This is a genomic window from Acinetobacter sp. YH12201 (assembly GCF_013418145.1).
Taxonomy (GTDB): domain Bacteria; phylum Pseudomonadota; class Gammaproteobacteria; order Pseudomonadales; family Moraxellaceae; genus Acinetobacter.
In genome coordinates this window covers 1-18,367 of sequence record NZ_VPCP01000021.1, presented here as the reverse complement: position 1 = coordinate 18,367, position 18,367 = coordinate 1, and the positions used below count along the sequence as shown (strand labels likewise).

Sequence of the window (18,367 nt, the reverse complement as noted above, 5' to 3'; positions counted from 1 at the left end):
TCTGGCTAGCATAATAAAACCTGTGACTCACCCCTCCTGCTAGCCAAATTGAGCAGAGTGGTAAATCAAAGGTCTTGCCAACAAAAAGAAAATCATGATCAAAAGATCATTTGGTTCTTTGCTATGATGACCATGTTCTGTGGAACAATTATGTTGACCATCACCTTTTTACATTGCGTAAAAAGCGGCTACTCCCCAATGAAGTGCATGCATTTTAAGCTGAAAGATAAAAATTTTCAAATGACTTTAAAAATATCATTTCAGGACAATGCTAAACATTGCGACTCATGGCAAAAATTGGATTAAAGATCATTTTAAGCGGCTGTGTTAACCATCTTATCCCTATCATAAGAATGAGTCTGCGTATGTCTCAATACCAAAGATTTCATAAAAAAACCCTGCCGAAGCAGGGTTTTTTGTAGCCTAAACTGAAATTAGAGCAACAGACTACGGATATCCGCCAACAATTTGGTCAGCTTATGGGTAAAGCGTGCTGCATCTGCGCCATTAATCACACGGTGGTCATAAGACAATGACAATGGAAGCATCAGCTTAGGATCAAAACTTGTACCATTCCAGACCGGTTGCATGGTGGCTGGTGAAATACCCAAAATCGCCACCTGAGGCCAGTTCACCAATGGTGTGAATGCGGTACCGCCAATTGAACCCAGGCTGGTAATGGTAAAGTTCGCCCCTTGCAAGTCTTTCGGTGACAATTTCTTGTCACGTGCTTTCTTGCTCAGCTCACCCAGCTCAACTGCAATTTGCTTGATTGATTTTTGATCTGGATTACGCAGTACCGGCACAGTCAAACCATCTGGTGTTGCTACCGCGATGCCCATATGGATTTCATTACGCAGCAATACCGATTTTTGATCGTCTGCCAAATGGCCTGCAAAATACGGCTCTTCCTTCAACAGATGAGCGACTGCTTTGGCAATAAAAGCCAGAATCGTCAGGCTAATACCGTCTTGTTTAAACTTGGCTTTGAGTTCACCGCGCCATGCTTCAAGTTCGGTAATATCGGCCAGGTCAAACTGGGTCACCTGTGGAATGTAGTTATTCAATGACAATTGCGGCACAGATACCTGTTGCAGACGGGTCATGGCTTTCACTTCACCACCACCAAATGCTGAGAAGTCTGGCAACGCAGGCAAGCCAGGAACTTGTGCTACAGTCTGTGCTACCGGTGCAGCTTGAGGTGCAGTTAAGCGTGTTTTTACATAAGCAAAAACATCTTCTTTCATCAAGCGTGCATGTGGACCAGATGCTTTCACATCAGCCAAGACCACGCCCAACTCACGCGCCAGCTTACGCACCGCAGGACCAGCATAGACTTTGGCATTGGCAGCATTCTGCTCTTTGCTCAGCTTATCAGCCGATTGAACGGGTACTTGTTCTACAGATGTAGCCGCTTGTGGCGCTGCTGCCAGAGCAGGTACTGCTTTGGCTGCAGGTGCAGCTTCAACTTTGGCTGGCTGAGCTACAGCAGCTGCTTGCCCTTCCGCTTCGATGGTTACCAGAGCCATACCTTGTGAAACATTTTGCCCCATTTGTACGTGAATGGCTTTAATCACCCCTGCCGATGAGCTTGGTACTTCAACGGTCGCTTTATCAGACTCAACCACAATAATGCTTTGATCGGCTTCGACCGTATCCCCAATCTGAACTAAAATTTCCGCCACTACAGCTTTATCTACACCCAGATCAGGCACAGCAATTTCAACGTCTCCGCTTGGTGCAGAGGCTACAGGTGCCTGAACTGATGTTTCTGTTTTTGGCGCTTCTGTAGAAGATGGTGTTGTAGAAGCTGTACTTGGTGCTGCTTCAGCAGCTGAAGATGCAGTTTTCACTTTAAGCAGAACCACCCCTTCTTTGACTGTGTCACCTGCCCGAACTTCAACGCTCTCAACCGTACCTGAAACGGTACTTGGCACTTCTACAGTGGCTTTATCAGATTCCACCACCACAATGCTTTGATCGACAGCGATTTCATCGCCTACCTGGACCAAGATTTCGCCGACTAGGGCTTTTTCTACCCCAATGTCAGGGACTTGTACTTCAACAACTGAAGAGCTGCCAGTCGGAGCCTTCGGTGCAGAAGCTGCTGGTTGATGGGATGCCAGTTCCTGCATCATTTCCTGATTAGGCAGCGAGGTCGGAGTATTTTCCGAAGTCTTCTGTGAAGCAGCTGCTTCTTGGACTTCAGTCGCACTGGTTGAACCGTCTTCAGCTTCCAGTTCAATCAGGACCGAACCTTCTGAAACCACATCGCCTACTGCAACCGTAATACTTTTCACAATCCCTGCCGAAGTACTTGGCACTTCAACAGAGGCTTTATCCGATTCAAGTAGCACCAAGCTGTCATCTACCTCGACGCTATCGCCCACTTTCACTAAAATTTCAGCAACAGTAGCTTTATCTACCCCAATATCAGGTGTTTTGATTTGCATGCTTAGTTCTCCTCACCTGATTGTTCTTTATAGTCCGCAACCGCCTGAATTTCAGGGTGTGCTTGAGGTGCCCAAGCGACTGGACGATCAGTATCAAGTTCGAAGCTGGAGATGGCATCTTTCACCAAACGCGCATCAACTTCACCTTCATCGGCCAGTTTCTTCAAGGTTGCCACGACAATGTGCGCGGCATCGACACCGAAGTAACTACGCAAATTGCCACGGGTATCTGAACGGCCGTAACCATCGGTACCCAAAGCTACGAATGGACGGTTGTCTGGAAGATAGGCACGAATCTGTTCGCTGTATGCGCGCATATGATCTGTTGCAGAAACCACGATACCGTCAGTTTCACGCAACTGTTGAGACACCCAAGATTCTTTGCTGTCTTCTGCAAGTGGATGCAGGCGGTTGTATTCTTCACATGCCATACCATCACGTGCCAACTCGTTAAAGCTGGTGACACTCCACACGTTCGAGTGAATCTGGTATTCATCGCGCAAGATTTTCGCTGCTTTAATCACTTCACGAAGAATCACACCGGAACCCATCAGCTGAACAGTGGCTTTATCATCCTGTTCAAGCAGATACATACCGCGCTTAATGCCTTCTTCCACACCTTGCGGCATTTCAGGATGCTCATAGTTTTCGTTCATGACGGTCAGGTAATAGAACACACGTTCCTGATTGACATACATGCGTTGCAAACCATCGTGTACGATCACTGCAAGTTCATAACCGAAACATGGGTCATAAGACACACAGTTCGGAATAGTATTCGCCAGAATATGCGAATGACCATCCTGATGCTGCAAACCTTCACCGTTCAATGTGGTACGGCCCGCAGTTGCACCCAGCAAGAAACCTTGTGCCTGTGCATCACCGGCTGCCCAGGCAATATCGCCAATACGCTGGAAACCGAACATCGAGTAGTACATGTACATTGGAATCATCGGCAGGTTATTGGTTGAATAACTGGTTGCCAAGGCTGCCCATGCACTCATTGCACCGGCTTCGTTAATCCCTTCCTGCAACATGTGGCCATCTTTGGCTTCACGATAGTTCATCAGCTGTTCTTGGTCTTCGGGAGTATATTTCTGACCATGTGCAGCATAAATACCGAGCTGACGGAACATGCCTTCTAAACCAAAGGTACGCGCTTCATCCGGTACGATCGGAACCACGCGGTCTTTAATTGCTTTTTCTTTTAAAAGTGCCGAGATTAAACGCACCATGACCATCGTGGTTGATTGTTGTTTGCCATTTGAACCTTTTAATACGGCATCAAAGACAGACAAATCAGGGATTGGCAATGATTCACTTTCTTTACGGCGAGCGGGTAAATACCCTCCCAAAGCTTCACGACGCGCCTTCATATATTTAATTTCAGGCGAGTTTTCACTTGGACGGTAAAATGGAACTTCTTCAAGCTGTTCATCGGTAAATGGCAGATTGAAACGGTTGCGGACATACTTTAACGATTCAAGCTGCATTTTCTTGATTTGGTGGGTTTTATTGACCGCTTCAATTTCTTCAGACAAACCATAGCCTTTGACGGTCTTCGCCAAGATAACTGTTGGCTGACCTGTTGATTTCATTGCTTCAGCATACGCAGCATAGACTTTATATGGATCGTGACCACCACGATTTAAGTTATCGATATCTTCGTCACTTAAATCTTTGACCAATGCTTCTGCTTCTGGGTATTTACCAAAGAAGTGAGCACGGGTATATGCACCACCTTTCACCTGATAACGCTGATAATCACCATCCACCGCTTCTTCCATCACGGCTTTTAAAGCACCAGATTCGTCTTTGGCAAGTAATGGATCCCAATGACGACCCCACACGACTTTAATTACGCGCCAGCCGGCACCACGGAATAAAGATTCAAGTTCCTGAATGATTTTACCGTTACCGCGAACAGGACCGTCCAGACGTTGTAAGTTACAGTTCACCACCCATACCAGGTTGTCCAGCTTTTCACGGCCAGCAAGTGAAATCGCACCAGTACTTTCTGGCTCATCCATCTCACCATCGCCGAGGTAAGCCCAGACTTTACGGTCTTCTTCTTTAATCAGGCTACGGTTCATCAAGTATTTTTGAATATGCGCCTGATAGATCGACATGATCGGACCCAGACCCATCGATACGGTTGGGAACTGCCAATAATCCGGCATCAAGTACGGATGCGGATAACTCGGTAAACCATTACCACCCACTTCACGGCGGAAATTGTTGAGCTGATCTTCAGTCAAACGGCCTTCAAGGAATGAACGCGCATAAATACCAGGTGCACAATGTCCTTGGTAATAGATCATGTCACCACCAAAGCTGTCGCTATTGGCGCGGAAGAAGTGGTTAAAACCAACATCGTACAAGGTTGCAGAAGATGCAAAACTGGCCAGGTGACCACCCAGGTCATCACCGGTTTTATTGGCACGTAACACCATTGCCAAGGCATTCCAGCGAATCAGGGCACGGATACGGCGTTCCATATCCTGGTCACCTGGCATGGCCGGGGTTTCTTCAACTGAAATGGTATTAAGATAAGGAGTATTTAGACGCTGAATAGGAACATGCTTGGCAATCGCGCGCTGATAGAGTTTTTCTAACAAAAATGCAGCACGCTCTGTACCCATATGCTGTAAAACCGAGTCAAATGCATCTTGCCATTCTTGGGTTTCTTGCGCGTCGGTATCACCATAAAACGCCATATTTCACCTATTCCTTAAGCTTATTTACAGTTTCTATATGTATCACACTTTAGAGGGCATCAGTTATCGCCACAACTGAATACGGAATACCACTATTATTTAGATAATAAATACTCATTGACCATTCTTTACGCAATAAAACAAAAAACCGCCAATAAAGGCGGTTTTTTATACAATAACTATTATCTTGAATGATACTATTATATTCGAAAGCTCTAAATGCCCTAGAGTTACTCTTTAACGAATATGTACATCTGTCTTATGGCAACATTGCTAAATAAGTAGATGGATTTTTGCGTTGTCCATCTTTCACTACTTCATAATGCAAATGTGGACCGGTACAACGACCTGTACACCCCACATTGGCAATGTGCTCTCCAGCTTCTACACGATCACCAACACGGGCAATTAAACGCGATGCATGCGCATAACGGGTTAAATAGCCATTACCGTGATTAATTTCCACGTATTGGCCATAACCCGTACCCCAACCCGATTTGGTTACTACACCCGGGCCAGTTGCATAAATAGGCGTACCGCTTGGTGCGGACAAATCCAGACCAGAGTGATTTTCAGCGCGGCCACCCATGGTACGGCCACCAAAGTCTGAGCTCACACGTTTCATGGCTGGAAGGGGATGAGATACTAACCAGGAGTAAGCATTGCCAGAATAAGTTTGTGAATTCTTTGAACCATATTTTTTAGCTAATGATTCATTGTTTAATTCAATTGTTTTTTCACGCAATTGAACATTCATTCTGGTTTCAGCAGGAAGATCAATATCATTTGACTCGGCATAAGACCCTTGAGCCAAAGTACGAGTCAATTGTTCAATGCGATCTTCCGATACATTATTAGAGTTAGGATTTAATTCAACTAAATCTGCAAAAGCCACAGATGCGGCTGAAGCTGCCAATGAAAACGCTAATAAAATACGTCGCGTATGCATAAAAAACCTCTTTTAACTGTTCTTAGTCAATGTCCTTGCGTGATCTCTTCCTTGATATCCACTAAAAGAAGTGCGTAAGATTAAGACACGAGTATGTAGGAACAATGTATGTCGGAACCAGTTAACATCTTTCAACAAACAAGAAAACACTTAAAAACAGGAAACTTTACGTTTCTCTCTACACAAGTTGCTGCATGGCAGAAACTTACTAAACTCATTCAACCAATATTGCCCCAACCGGAGCAATGGCAAGTTGTTTGTTATCAACATGGCATTTTGACGATTACGGGTGCAAATCAAGCTATGATTAGCCAGCTTGCCTATCTTCAAAAGCAATATATCTCACAATTGTTACAATTACCTGAATTTAAAGACTTACAAAAATTGCAAGTACGATTAAGAATTCAGACGCAACCCCCTTTAAAACCCCAATCTCTGTCCCGATCCCTTAGTCCAGATACTCAAGACTTACTGCGTGGTGCTGCCGACTTTGTAAGCGACCCTAAGCTTAGCCAAGCTATGCTACGTTTGGCAAGAAATAAAAAGTAACCAATACAGGCATATCTTTGAATTAAGAAAAAAAACATGTGAACTGCTTAACAATTCATTTTGTTATACTATAACGTGTGCATTAAAAGACAATAACTTATGTCACACTTACATAAGAAATTGGGCATTGATTAATGTCATCAAATGTTACAATTTCGTAATTACTTGGATCACTTTTAACATTGCGTAATAATTGATTATTTAAGGCATGTCCGGACTTATACCCATCAAATTTGGCAATAATCTGATGGCCTAAGAGATATAAATCCCCGACTGCATCCAGAATTTTGTGACGGACAAATTCATCTGAGAAGCGAAGCCCTTCTTCATTGACCACACCAGTTTCATCCACGCCAATGGCATTGTCCAGACTCGCCCCCAAGGCCAGATTATTGGCTTTTAGATAATCCAGATCTTTCATAAAACCAAAAGTACGTGCTCCACTGACTTCATAGACAAAAGTTTCGGTAGAAAAGTCGATGGTTGCTGACTGATATTCTTTTTTAAATGCAGGATGATCAAAATCAATGGTAAAGTTGAGCTGGAAGCCGTCATGCGGATGAAATACTGCACGCTTATCATCAATGAATGCTTCAACATGTTTTAAAATTTTTATAAATTTTTTCGGCGCATCCTGTTCTTGTAATCCGCCTTGCATCAGCAGGTAAATAAATGGACCAGCACTGCCGTCCATAATCGGAACTTCTGAAGCCGAAACTTCAATAATCAGGTTATCAATCCCCAGTCCTGCAATGGCACTCATGACATGCTCAATGGTCCCGACTTTGGCATTTTCCTGAACCAGATTAGAACACATGAATGCTTCTTGAATCAGCATGGCATCTGCTGGAATGTCCACCTGCGGATCTAAATCGATACGTCGAAATACAATACCCCCATCCACATGGTGCGGCACAAAGTTAATTAAGACTTTTTGCCCACTATGAAGACCAATACCGCTCGCTTTCACGACACGCTGTAGGGTACGTTGTTTCAACATGTTTTTCTATCATCTGCTCATCAAACCGCTATACGTTAGCATATTTAGCCATTGATAAAAAATAAAAAGGTAGTCTTGCGACTACCTTTTCTGTTGAATTTATGCATTCTGCATAAATTTACCATTATTTACGTTGCTGATTTTTCAAGTAATCCTGAATACTCATTGGCGTTGGACGGGCTGAACCGACTGCTGGAGCAGGTGCCGTTCCTGCCTCATTTTGCTGACGTTGAATGGCTGGCACATCATCATCTTCAACAACAGCCTGAGCCGTATGATTGACTGGACGTGTTGCAGACTGTACTGATGGACGTTTTACCGTATCTGCAGAGTCCGCTGAATTACGGGTTAAGCCAGTTGCAATTACAGTGACACTGATTTCATCACGCGCATCTGGATCAAAGACCGTACCGTAGAACACCTGACCTTCATCCAGATCGACAATCTGGTTGACGACATCGGTAATTTCTTCAATTTCACCGAAGGTCACATCATCACCACCGGTGACGTTAATTAAAATGCCTTTGGCATTCATAATAGTCACGTTATCCAGTAGTGGGCTGCGAATAGCCTGTTCAGCCGCCTGACGGGCACGTGTTTCACCACGACCTGAACCCACACCCATCATCGCATAACCGCGCGTACTCATGGCAGTTTTCAAATCGGCGAAGTCAAGGTTGATATGACCGGGACGAACCACCAGATCAAAGATACTGCGCACTGCATTCAGCAATACATCATCTGCCTTTTTATAAGCATCTTTCATGGAAATGTCACGGAAGACTTTAAGCAAACGCTGGTTAGGAATAATAATTAATGAATCGACATGTGCTTCCAGAGCTTCAATGCCTTTTTCCGCCGACTGTTGACGACGCTTACCTTCAAAGTTAAACGGAGTCGTCACCACACCCACAGTTAAAATGCCCATTTCTTTGGCAATTTCAGCAACAACTGGCGCAGCACCCGTACCTGTACCACCACCCATACCGGCAGTGACAAATACCATGTCGGTACCCTCCAGATGCTGGCGAATCAGCTCACGGCTTTCTTCAGCAGCGGTTTGGCCCACTTGAGGATTTGCACCGGCACCCAGACCACGCGTGCTTTGTTCACCTAACTGGATTTTGAATTGCGCATTCATACGGTCTAAAGCTTGTTTGTCGGTATTGGCACAAACAAATTTTACACCCTGAATGTCGGATTCAAGCATATGTTGCACGGCATTACCACCAGCACCACCAACACCAAATACAGTGAAACGGGCTTGACCGTTGCTATCGTTTTGATCATCTTCTAAAAATTCAAATGAGGCCATGACCTTTGGATTTCCTAATTCGTAATTGGCAGTCACTTAAGCCCGTATACTGCCTTGATCTTAATAAAAATTGAGTTTAGGATGCTGTCCAACCACACGCTTGTCAAGTGCAAGCCGTTAGACGAACAACTTCCTTACAATATTCCCAATAAATTTCACTTAAAATATCGATTTTAACTGATTGTTTAACGCTGACCATGCCCGACCGACCCGCTTAAATAGAGTCAGTTTTTCAGGATCTGTCGCTTCTACAATAGTATCTTGCGTATCACTTTGGCTAAACATCAACAAGCCGGCAGCAGTGGCATACTGTGAACGGCGCAAAGCCGCCTGATTCTGTTCATCAGCATGTACTTGTACTGGTGGATTGCCTAAATGCGCTGACACCCCCAACATATGACGTGCCAAATTCACCATACCTTCAATTTGACTAGCATCACCCGTCAGAACTACACCATGATACAGACCATGAATTGCCCCATTCTGCTTTAATTCTTGATGAACCTGGGTCAGAATTTCTTCATAACGCGCAATAATGATTTCTGCCAATTCAATACGGCTAATGGTCTGTGGACCATCAATGCCCTGAAATTGAATCATATGGTCAGGTTTAACCACTTTCAGGTCAACACAGCCATACAACAATTTCAGCCGTTCAGCTTCTTCAGTGGTGGTTTGCAATACCGCAGCAATATCACGGGTGACATGCTCTCCCCCACGCTGCAAAGTATGCGTCAATGCCAGACGACCATCCAGATAAACGGCAATATTGGTGGTACCGGCACCGATATCGACCAAACATACCCCATATTCTTTTTCATCTTTCAGCAAACTGGCTTCAGCTGTTGCCAAACAGGAAACCACCATTTTCTCCACGCCAATATTAGCCCCTTTCAATGCACGATCCAGATTTTGCATGGTGCTGATCGGCAACATCATCAGCTGGTAATGCCCGATCATGCTATGTGCAGACATGCGAATCGGATTTTGCACCCATTCAGCAGAATCATCCAGTTCAAAACCTAAAGGTACCGCACTCACCAGATAATGGTCTGAAGTTAAATGGCTGGCTTTGGCCAATTCGAGTGCACGAACCACTTCGCTTGTTGTAATTGTGTGGTCGCCATTTTCAATCGGAGTACGGCCTGAGGCATAAAAGCTTTTTAATTCTGCACTTGGAATGGAAACCCAAGCAGAATGCACCCGGCATTCAGCCATATCTTCTGCTTCTTGTACGGCATTTTTAATTGCAGTGATGACCTTATCGAGACTTACAATTTTCCCTTTATTCATGCCTCGGTTACGAGCTGTTGCCATCCCAATCACTTGGATATTGTCTGGCGCATGTACCTTACCAATCAAAACTGAAACTTTGTGTGTCCCAATGTCAATCGCAACAACCGAGGGAACAGCTTCATTCATTATCTACTACTACCATTACGTGTTTAGTTAATTTATGGCCTTAAGCCTCTATTTTATATAAAGCCGCTCAATTATGGCTTTACCGTTCTTGTATCTGCAATGCTTGTGTCATCAATCGTTACAACAAAATGACCATTTACAATATTCGGGGGTGCTGCATTCTTCCATTGTATGGCCAATCCGTTTCTATAACGCAAGTCTACTGATGAAATTTTAGCCCAAACCGGTTTTAGATCACTTTGTGCCAGATGACTTAAGCGTTGAAGTTTACCCATGGTCTGATCCTGATCGACAATAATGCGCAAACCCGAATCAAACTGCATGAACCAGGTCATACGTTCTGTTAAATATAATTCTTTTAAACGAATGTTGACCGGCAGGAACAACTGGTTAATTTCATTGTAGCGACGCATCATCATTTTTGACTGAGAAGCGGGACCATGCAGTAAAGGTAATTTCTGGTTATTCTGCGGCACCACTTCTGCAAAAATATCACCACTGTCACTCAATAGCCGTCCGGTTCCCCAACGGGCAATGGCATGATGCGGCATGACGCGTACACGAATTGAATTTGGCCATGCACGTGAGACTACCACGCGATCCACCCAAGACAACTCTAAAGCCTGATCGCGGATTTGTTCCAGATCAGAGGTAAAATAATTTTCTGTCACCTTAGGTGCAACATGAGTCATGACCTGGCGATTTTCAGCCTCTGAGCGGGTACCCACCACACTCAGTTTAGCCACTTGGGCATCCGTCATGACACCATACAGACCATAAATCCCCACTGCCAATACGGCAAGTGCAACCAGCAGCAACAACCAGCCACCCAAATTCGCAAGCTTTTCCTTGGGTGTAGGTGGCTTCTCATGAATAGAGGTAATTGCTGCTCGTTTACGACGCATTGAAGCAGGGAGTTGAGCCATAGTCTAGTGAGCCGCAGCCGTTAAAGTCTGTTCTAAAATCGCCACACATAACTCATCAAAACTATAGCCTACAGCTTTTGCCGCCTTTGGTACTAGAGAATGACTGGTCATGCCCGGAACAGTATTCACTTCCAGTAACCAGAAGTTGCCCTGTTCATCCTGCATGGCATCAATACGGCCCCAACCACTTGCACCTACGGCCTGGAAAGCACGTAAACACAAAGCTTGCAGACGTTTTTCTTCTTCTTCGGTTAAACCACACGGAATGCCGTACTGCACGTCATTACGGTTGTATTTGGCTTCATAGTCATAGAATGCCACATCTTTTGGCGGTTCCAAGCGAATAATCGGCAAAGCCTGACCATTTAAAATCACAATAGTAAATTCACGGCCGGTAATCCATTTTTCTGCCATCACCACGGCATCATGCTCAGTGGCTTTGGCAATTGCATCGGCAAAGTCTTCCTTACGTTCAACTTTACTCATACCAATACTTGAACCTTCATGTACCGGTTTGATAATAAACGGCAGACCAATGCTGTCCACTATGGCATCCAGATCAGAATCTTTGGTCACAATGCGATAGGGGGCCGTTGGCAGTTCCGAACCTTGCCAGACCTGCTTGGTTTTCACCTTGTCCATGCCAATCGCAGAACCTTGCACACCAGTACCGGTATAAGGAATATTCAACCATTCCAATGTACCCTGGATTTGACCGTCTTCACCACCGCGGCCATGCAAGACAATAAAGGCACGGTCATAGTTCACCAATTCAGTTACACTACGCTCTTGCGGGTCAAAAGCTTCGGCATTCACACCCGAACGCACCAATGCTTCAAGCACAGCTTTACCACTATCTAGAGAAACCTCGCGCTCAGCTGATTTACCACCAAGCAATACGGCAACTTTGCCGAATTTTGAAGCATTTGCCACGTTTATATCCTTAAACTTTATAACTGAACGATCACACTCAAAAACACACAAAGTGATTATTTTAAATACAATTTATTTTGTGCAAGCTCAACCGAGATCGCCCCCACATTACCTGCGCCTTGCGTTAATAACAAGTCATTTGGCTGCAACACTTTTTGCATCACATTTTGTAAATTGCCATCTACAGGATCAATCAAAATCGGTTCAACCTCACCACGCAAACGGATACTGCGCGCCAGACTGCGACTATCTGCCCCGACAATCGGCTTCTCGCCTGCAGGATACACTTCCAGCAATAACAATTGGTCAACTTGTGACAATACATCGACGAAGTCATCAAAGCAGTCGCGGGTACGGGTAAAGCGATGCGGCTGGAACATCATCACCAGACGACGGTCTGGATGACTTTGACGTGCAGCCTTAATGGTAGCTTCGACTTCTTTAGGATGGTGACCATAGTCATCCACCAATTTAACATTGCCACCTTCAATCTCAAATTCACCTTGAACCTGGAAGCGACGGCCTACACCGCTAAAGCCTTCTAATGCACGGCAGATCGCGCCATCAGAAACGCCTTCATCCGTAGCGATACCGATTGCTGCCAAAGCATTAAGCACATTATGCAGACCCGGCTGGTTCACCGTCACACGAAGCGGTTCACGATTTTTACGCAGCACGGTAAAGTGAGTACGCATACCGTCCTGATCGACATCGACAGCACGGATGTCATTGTCTTCATTAAAACCATAAGTCAACACTGGACGACCAATACGTGGCATGATTTCACGGATGTTGGCATCATCACCGCACACCACAGCCAGACCGTAGAATGGAAGTTTTTGCAGGAACTGGACAAAGGTATCTTTCAAGACATCAAAGCTACCGCCATAGGTATCCATATGATCCGCATCGATGTTGGTCACAATGGTGGCCATAGGCTGCAAGTGCAGGAATGATGCATCTGACTCATCCGCTTCAGCCACGATATAACGGCTGGCACCCAGTGCCGCATTGACACCGGTACGGTTCAGCAAACCACCAATCACATAGGTTGGATCAAGATTTTCTTCTGCCAGCATACAAGTCACCAAACTTGTCGTGGTGGTTTTACCATGCGTACCAGCAACAGCAATACCGTGACGGTAACGCATCAGCTCACCAAGCATCTCTGCACGGCGAACCACTGGAATACGACTCTCAATCGCTGCCTTGATTTCCGGATTTTCCGGATCAATCGCCGTTGAAACAACCAGTACATTGGCATCTTTAATATTGTCAGCCGCATGGCCGATATAAACCTTGATACCGTTTTCTTCGAGCTGAGCTGTAGTTTTTGAGGCCTTAATATCAGAACCAGACACTCGATAGCCCTGGTTTTTCAATACTTCTGCAATGCCACACATCCCTGCACCACCGATTCCCACAAAATGAATGTGTTTGATACGGCGCATTTCAGGCACTTTGATTAACTTTTTTGCTTGATCAGCAGGAGTAGATGGAGACATATATTACTCTAATTACAATTCTTGAATTAAACGAACCACGTGTTGGGTTGCATCTGGTTGAGCCTGTTGACGTGCCTTGACTGCCATTTCAGACAACAATTGGCGATTCATCAACGGGACTAAAAGTTCTTTTAAACTGTCTGGGGTTAAGGTAGCTTGCGGACAAATTTTTGCCGCACCAGTTTTGGCTAAAAATCTGGCATTCGCCGTCTGGTGATCATCGACCGCACTTGGTAGCGGCACAAAAACAGCTGCCACACCTGCCGTTGCAATTTCTGTCACGGTTAAAGCACCGGCCCGGCAAATAATCAGATCGGCATCAGCATAAGCTTTAGCCATATCTTCAATAAAGGGCTGGACTTCAACCTGCAACGATGCCGGCTTATCGGCATAACGGGCACGAGTCGCCTCGGCATGATTTTGACCACATTGATGATATACATTCAATGGTACGTTTAGCTGCTTTAACGCTTCCGGTACACGCTCATTCAATGCCTGCGCACCAAGTGAGCCACCGACAATCAGTACACGTAGCGGCAAACCAGCTTTTTCACGTTCCTGGTAACGCCAGGATGGACTTAAAATTTCAGTAATTTCTTTACGGACCGGATTGCCTGTGGTCACAATTTTTGCACTTTCAGCAAAAGTACCGGGAAATGCCTGACACACTTTTTTGGCAATACGTGATAACTGGGTATTGGTAAAACCTGCAATGGCGTTTTGCTCGTGAATAATCACGGGAATGCCCAAGGCACGGGCAGCCAAACCACCGGGACCAGCCACATAACCGCCAAAACCGGCTACGGCATCGACTTTCAGCTGTTTCATATAGCGCATGGCGCTTAAAGTAGCTTTTAAAATTTTAAACGGTGCCAATAACTTACGCACAGCACCATTACCACGTACACCCTGAATATCAATCTGGTAAATTGGAATATTGTGATTTTTTAATAAGCGGTTTTCCATGCCTGTCGGCGTTGCCAACCAGGACACTTGAATTCCCTGCTGCTGTAATTCTTTGGCAACAGCAAGTGCTGGAAAAACATGCCCACCGGTTCCGGCAGCCATCATCATCACATGTTTCGGCTTTGTTTGCGTTGCTTCGGTCACAGTCTAATTCTTCAATTCTAAAATAGGAATAACGAAATTTGATTTTAAGCTAACAATTGTAATCACAAACGCATAACCGTGAAAGGTTATTTACTTTTTTTCAACATGCGTTTCATTGTTTTTTTCTTCAGATTTTAAAGTTTAAACTAGTTTTATTGATAATCGAGCAAAATATATATTTTTTAAGCAATTTTATGACCTGTCTTTTGAACAATGCATAAATTCCAGTCCCTTTGTATCCCCAAATAAAAAGCAAGAAAAGGAACGGATCAAACAGAATAAAAAAGAGCTCCTATTTTAGGAACTCTTTTTTATAAATATCAGACTTATGCTTTTACTTTTAAACCTGTTTCCAGAACAGCAAATAAATCGTCGGCAATAGATGTGCCAAACTGTGCATCAATCTCACGAATACAGGTTGGACTGGTAACATTGATTTCTGTCACATAATTGCCAATTACATCTAATCCCACAAAAATCAGGCCTTTTTCTCTGAGATAAGGGCCTACTTTTGCCGCAATCGCTTTATCATTTTCAGTTAAGGGACGGGCTTGACCTAGACCACCGGCTGCCAGATTGCCGCGCACTTCACCATTTTGCGGAATACGGGCTAAACAGTAAGGTATAGGCTCACCATTTACCATCAGGATGCGCTTATCGCCCTCAACAATTTCCGGAATATAACGCTGCGCCATAATCGGCCGAGTACCGTTATTGGTCAGCATTTCAATAGTCGATCCAATATTGATGCCATCTTGATACAAGCGGAAAATGCCTGTACCCCCCATCCCATCCAGTGGTTTTACAATCACATCCACCTGTTCTTTCAAAAACTCGCGGATCAGCCCTTCATTTGAGGTCACCAGAGTCGGGACTTGAAGTTCAGGGAACTGGGTGGCGAACAATTTTTCGTTGCAGTCACGCAGGCTTTGCGGCTTGTTAATAATCCACGCCCCTTCACGCTCAGCCTGTTCCAGAATATACGTGGTATAAACAAAATTCATGTCAAAAGGTGGGTCTTTACGCATCAACACCACGTCATAAGCTGCAATCGATTCTTTTTTCTTTTCACCCAATTCATAATAATGGTTATAGTCTTCAAACACTTTCAGGGGTGAAATCAAACCGAAGGCTTTACCTTGATCGATATATAAATCTTGCTGTAATGCATAACCCAACTCATGCCCACGACGGCTGGCAGCCCACAGCATGGCCATAGAAGAATCTTTTTTCAGGTTTACATTTTCGATGGGATCCATCACAACAAGTACGCGCATATCGATCTGCTCATGTATTTTTAACTTGAGAAAAGTATAGCGGAGTTTAATCTTTCTTTTTTCTCAATTTTAATAAAGCTTGTATCGAATCATTTGAAAGCGGCAAGGAGTACCTCATGCAACAAGCGATTATTGGATTTCATTTAGATGAAGAAAACCATTGGGTTGCAGACCTTGCCTGTGGCCATACCCAGCATGTTCGACATAATCCGCCTTGGCAAAACCGCCCATGGGTGATAACTGAACAAGGTCGAAAAGAGAAACTAGGAATAATGTTGGAGTGTAAGAAATGTGAAGAACCAATTTAATTATAATCCCATAAAGGATAAACAATAAAATACTTATGCAGAATACAATATTATATCTTATTTACCCCCTCTTAAAAAATAATTTTATTTTAACCCAATAAAACTTAAAACTGTTTAAATAATAAAGTATAGATAGTTTAAATCAAAATATTTAAAAAATAAAATTTTCATCAACCACACCTCAACCAGTTTAATTTTTATTTAACAAAATAATTACCTTATTAGCCTTAAAAAAACATAACCTTTCATAATTTTTATTAAAATTATAACTATTAAATTATTTCTAATATAAAACAAATCCTCTTTATTCTCACAATAAAAAATCATGAGCAATTTATTTAAATAGCTATGCACTTTAATTTATTTTAAGGGACAAGATTTTTAAAAATATGTTTCAGGTTATCCAGCATTTTTTCAATTTGTAGCGGTGTTAAGCCATCAAAAGATTGTTCTAATACGACTAAGCTGAGATCATTAATTTTTTGAATCATTTGTTGTCCTTTATCTGTTAATAATACTCGGGTAATTCGAGCATCATCTTCACAACAATAAGTATTTACTAATCCTTCTTCTTTTAAGCGATAGACCACTTTGGTGGTGGTCGACATTTTAGAAATCAACATTTCCGACAGATCAGATACGCTAGCCTTATTTTTGGATTGTAATGCCAGCAAGATACGACGGCGCGAATTATCTAAACCATATTTCTTTAATGCATGATCAACATTTTGTATATATTGAGCATGTACTTGAGTAATCCAGTGATACAGAGAATTTTCTAAATTAAAATCTGCAGATCCAGATAAAAATTTATTGTACTTTTTTGCCATAATCTCACCTTTTTAATATATTAAGACCATTAAAATTATTTTAAGACGCATTGTATTTTAGCTTCTTTAGTTTTAGGTTACATTTTTATCAATTCAATATCTGGTATTAAGGTTTTCTACTCACTCTCAAGTAATATTAACTCTCTAATTCTTTTTCGCTTCTGTGAGCCTCTTTTTTATAAAAAGAATTAGAGAGCCAAAGTTTAAATGAAAATCCCTTTTATATTTATCTATTGTTATTATGCAAGCCGATTAAATCATTTTAATGGTTAAATGATCTATCACAAAAAATACCATTTTATTTCTGAAAATGTGTAAAAATGTGACAAAGTTTACAGTAATTTATTTTGGAAAAATCCTCCATTTTCTACACTTTTTATTCTCAAAAAATAAGTTATAATTTAATTTATAGTCTTTTTATATTTATGAATAAAAATAAAATACTGTTTAATTTAGTATTTTTATCTATAAAAATTTTATACCTTTAGGGTATAAAATCACAACACCTCATAAAACAGAATGAAAAATAATCTATTTTTACTAACTTACAATATGCATTTTGTATAATTTATTAACTAATCATGAATTTATTAGATATTTTTATACAGAATAAATTTAAAGTGGAATTTTACTCTGAAAAATCGGGTTTTCTTTGTCGCAAAATTTTAAGAGCTATCCGTATACGGAGCCTGAGCAAAAGGGGCAAGTCTCTCTTAAATCTTTTAGTCTTAGCCCTGAATAAATACCGGTTTAGAGGGTTATAGATTAAAACGGTGCTCAACTTCAATAGCATGTATTGGCGTCTTCTTTCAGCCTAAAAACAAACAAAAGATGAATATGGCGAGAGCTTTGTTTAAGGCCTGAGTACTTTTTTAGTCGATTTTTTTAAGTCATCTCTCATTTTCTTAAGAATGACAAAAAAGGAAGCACATGGCTCACTACTGTCCCACTCTGGGCAAAAATTAAGATCAGCCACCCGCTGGGATCAGTTTGTTGCCATATTGATGTCCCAACTTTCTTGTCGGCAAAGCTTAAGAGACATTCAATCCAATCTCGAATCCCAGCAGGAAAAG

14 protein-coding genes, 1 pseudogene and 1 riboswitch are annotated in these 18,367 nt (G+C 42.9%); of the genes and pseudogenes, 3 read left to right on the top strand and 12 right to left on the bottom strand.

All coding sequences use genetic code 11. The features are described 5' to 3' along the window. Positions 1 to 64: 64 nt before the first annotated feature. Positions 65 to 209, bottom strand: a riboswitch (yybP-ykoY riboswitch). 225 nt (positions 210 to 434) lie between these two features. The 3 genes from FTU91_RS06250 to FTU91_RS06240 all read right to left on the bottom strand — a co-directional run bounded on the left by FTU91_RS06250 (position 435) and on the right by FTU91_RS06240 (position 6,119). Beyond that, positions 435 to 2,453, bottom strand: a complete 2,019-nt coding sequence (locus FTU91_RS06250) for a 2-oxo acid dehydrogenase subunit E2 (RefSeq protein ID WP_180081418.1) — start codon at positions 2,451 to 2,453, stop codon at positions 435 to 437. A gap of 2 nt (positions 2,454 to 2,455) precedes the next feature. Further along, positions 2,456 to 5,170 carry a pyruvate dehydrogenase (acetyl-transferring), homodimeric type gene (gene aceE, locus FTU91_RS06245; RefSeq protein WP_180081416.1) on the bottom strand — a complete coding sequence of 905 codons (2,715 nt, stop codon included), beginning with the start codon at positions 5,168 to 5,170 and terminating at the stop codon, positions 2,456 to 2,458. Between the two features lie 259 nt (positions 5,171 to 5,429). Beyond that, positions 5,430 to 6,119, bottom strand: a complete 690-nt coding sequence (locus tag FTU91_RS06240; protein ID WP_086196534.1) for a M23 family metallopeptidase — start codon at positions 6,117 to 6,119, stop codon at positions 5,430 to 5,432. 108 nt (positions 6,120 to 6,227) lie between these two features. Between FTU91_RS06240 and FTU91_RS06235 the strand changes: the two genes are divergently transcribed. Next, positions 6,228 to 6,668: a DUF721 domain-containing protein gene (locus tag FTU91_RS06235; RefSeq protein ID WP_180081414.1), complete on the top strand. Its 441-nt coding sequence runs from the start codon at positions 6,228 to 6,230 to the stop codon at positions 6,666 to 6,668. 97 nt (positions 6,669 to 6,765) lie between these two features. Here FTU91_RS06235 and lpxC read toward each other — a convergent pair whose 3' ends face one another. From lpxC to gshB, 8 genes are all read right to left on the bottom strand, one after another. After that, positions 6,766 to 7,668 carry a UDP-3-O-acyl-N-acetylglucosamine deacetylase gene (lpxC, locus tag FTU91_RS06230; protein WP_166170614.1) on the bottom strand — a complete coding sequence of 301 codons (903 nt, stop codon included), beginning with the start codon at positions 7,666 to 7,668 and terminating at the stop codon, positions 6,766 to 6,768. Positions 7,669 to 7,792: 124 nt separating this feature from the next. Beyond that, positions 7,793 to 8,983, bottom strand: a complete 1,191-nt coding sequence (gene ftsZ, locus FTU91_RS06225; RefSeq protein WP_086196537.1) for a cell division protein FtsZ — start codon at positions 8,981 to 8,983, stop codon at positions 7,793 to 7,795. Positions 8,984 to 9,142: 159 nt separating this feature from the next. Beyond that, positions 9,143 to 10,405, bottom strand: a complete 1,263-nt coding sequence (gene ftsA / locus FTU91_RS06220) for a cell division protein FtsA (protein WP_086196538.1) — start codon at positions 10,403 to 10,405, stop codon at positions 9,143 to 9,145. 71 nt (positions 10,406 to 10,476) lie between these two features. Continuing rightward, positions 10,477 to 11,331: a cell division protein FtsQ/DivIB gene (locus FTU91_RS06215; RefSeq protein ID WP_180041877.1), complete on the bottom strand. Its 855-nt coding sequence runs from the start codon at positions 11,329 to 11,331 to the stop codon at positions 10,477 to 10,479. A gap of 3 nt (positions 11,332 to 11,334) precedes the next feature. Continuing rightward, positions 11,335 to 12,264, bottom strand: a complete 930-nt coding sequence (locus FTU91_RS06210) for a D-alanine--D-alanine ligase (RefSeq protein WP_086196540.1) — start codon at positions 12,262 to 12,264, stop codon at positions 11,335 to 11,337. A gap of 56 nt (positions 12,265 to 12,320) precedes the next feature. Further along, a complete protein-coding gene (murC, locus tag FTU91_RS06205) occupies positions 12,321 to 13,769 on the bottom strand; it encodes a UDP-N-acetylmuramate--L-alanine ligase (protein ID WP_086196541.1) in 1,449 nt (482 codons plus the stop codon). Between the two features lie 12 nt (positions 13,770 to 13,781). Next, entirely contained in the window at positions 13,782 to 14,879 is a 1,098-nt protein-coding gene (gene murG, locus FTU91_RS06200) for an undecaprenyldiphospho-muramoylpentapeptide beta-N-acetylglucosaminyltransferase (protein ID WP_180081412.1), read from the bottom strand. Between the two features lie 326 nt (positions 14,880 to 15,205). Continuing rightward, positions 15,206 to 16,156 carry a glutathione synthase gene (gshB, locus tag FTU91_RS06195; RefSeq protein WP_166170600.1) on the bottom strand — a complete coding sequence of 317 codons (951 nt, stop codon included), beginning with the start codon at positions 16,154 to 16,156 and terminating at the stop codon, positions 15,206 to 15,208. Between the two features lie 116 nt (positions 16,157 to 16,272). Here gshB and FTU91_RS06190 point away from each other — a divergent pair, with 116 nt between their 5' ends. After that, entirely contained in the window at positions 16,273 to 16,464 is a 192-nt protein-coding gene (locus FTU91_RS06190) for a DUF3565 domain-containing protein (protein ID WP_180081410.1), read from the top strand. A 365-nt stretch (positions 16,465 to 16,829) separates the two neighbouring features. On the opposite strand, the gene FTU91_RS06185 is transcribed toward FTU91_RS06190, so the two are convergent. Further along, entirely contained in the window at positions 16,830 to 17,294 is a 465-nt protein-coding gene (locus FTU91_RS06185) for a MarR family winged helix-turn-helix transcriptional regulator (protein WP_180081408.1), read from the bottom strand. A gap of 947 nt (positions 17,295 to 18,241) precedes the next feature. Here FTU91_RS06185 and FTU91_RS06180 point away from each other — a divergent pair. After that, positions 18,242 to 18,367, top strand: a pseudogene (locus FTU91_RS06180) (DUF4372 domain-containing protein); the annotation flags it as partial.

What these genes read in the sequence shown, in the direction of transcription:
- FTU91_RS06240 (WP_086196534.1), bottom strand. Translation starts at nt 6,119, where the DNA reads ATGCATACGCGACGTATTTTATTAGCGTTTTCATTGGCAGCTTCAGCC.
- FTU91_RS06215 (WP_180041877.1), bottom strand. Translation starts at nt 11,331, where the DNA reads ATGGCTCAACTCCCTGCTTCAATGCGTCGTAAACGAGCAGCAATTACC.
- FTU91_RS06235 (WP_180081414.1), top strand. Translation starts at nt 6,228, where the DNA reads ATGTCGGAACCAGTTAACATCTTTCAACAAACAAGAAAACACTTAAAA.
- FTU91_RS06185 (WP_180081408.1), bottom strand. Translation starts at nt 17,294, where the DNA reads ATGGCAAAAAAGTACAATAAATTTTTATCTGGATCTGCAGATTTTAAT.
- ftsA (WP_086196538.1), bottom strand. Translation starts at nt 10,405, where the DNA reads ATGAATGAAGCTGTTCCCTCGGTTGTTGCGATTGACATTGGGACACAC.
- FTU91_RS06250 (WP_180081418.1), bottom strand. Translation starts at nt 2,453, where the DNA reads ATGCAAATCAAAACACCTGATATTGGGGTAGATAAAGCTACTGTTGCT.
- lpxC (WP_166170614.1), bottom strand. Translation starts at nt 7,668, where the DNA reads ATGTTGAAACAACGTACCCTACAGCGTGTCGTGAAAGCGAGCGGTATT.
- ftsZ (WP_086196537.1), bottom strand. Translation starts at nt 8,983, where the DNA reads ATGGCCTCATTTGAATTTTTAGAAGATGATCAAAACGATAGCAACGGT.
- aceE (WP_180081416.1), bottom strand. Translation starts at nt 5,170, where the DNA reads ATGGCGTTTTATGGTGATACCGACGCGCAAGAAACCCAAGAATGGCAA.
- gshB (WP_166170600.1), bottom strand. Translation starts at nt 16,156, where the DNA reads ATGCGCGTACTTGTTGTGATGGATCCCATCGAAAATGTAAACCTGAAA.
- FTU91_RS06190 (WP_180081410.1), top strand. Translation starts at nt 16,273, where the DNA reads ATGCAACAAGCGATTATTGGATTTCATTTAGATGAAGAAAACCATTGG.
- murC (WP_086196541.1), bottom strand. Translation starts at nt 13,769, where the DNA reads ATGTCTCCATCTACTCCTGCTGATCAAGCAAAAAAGTTAATCAAAGTG.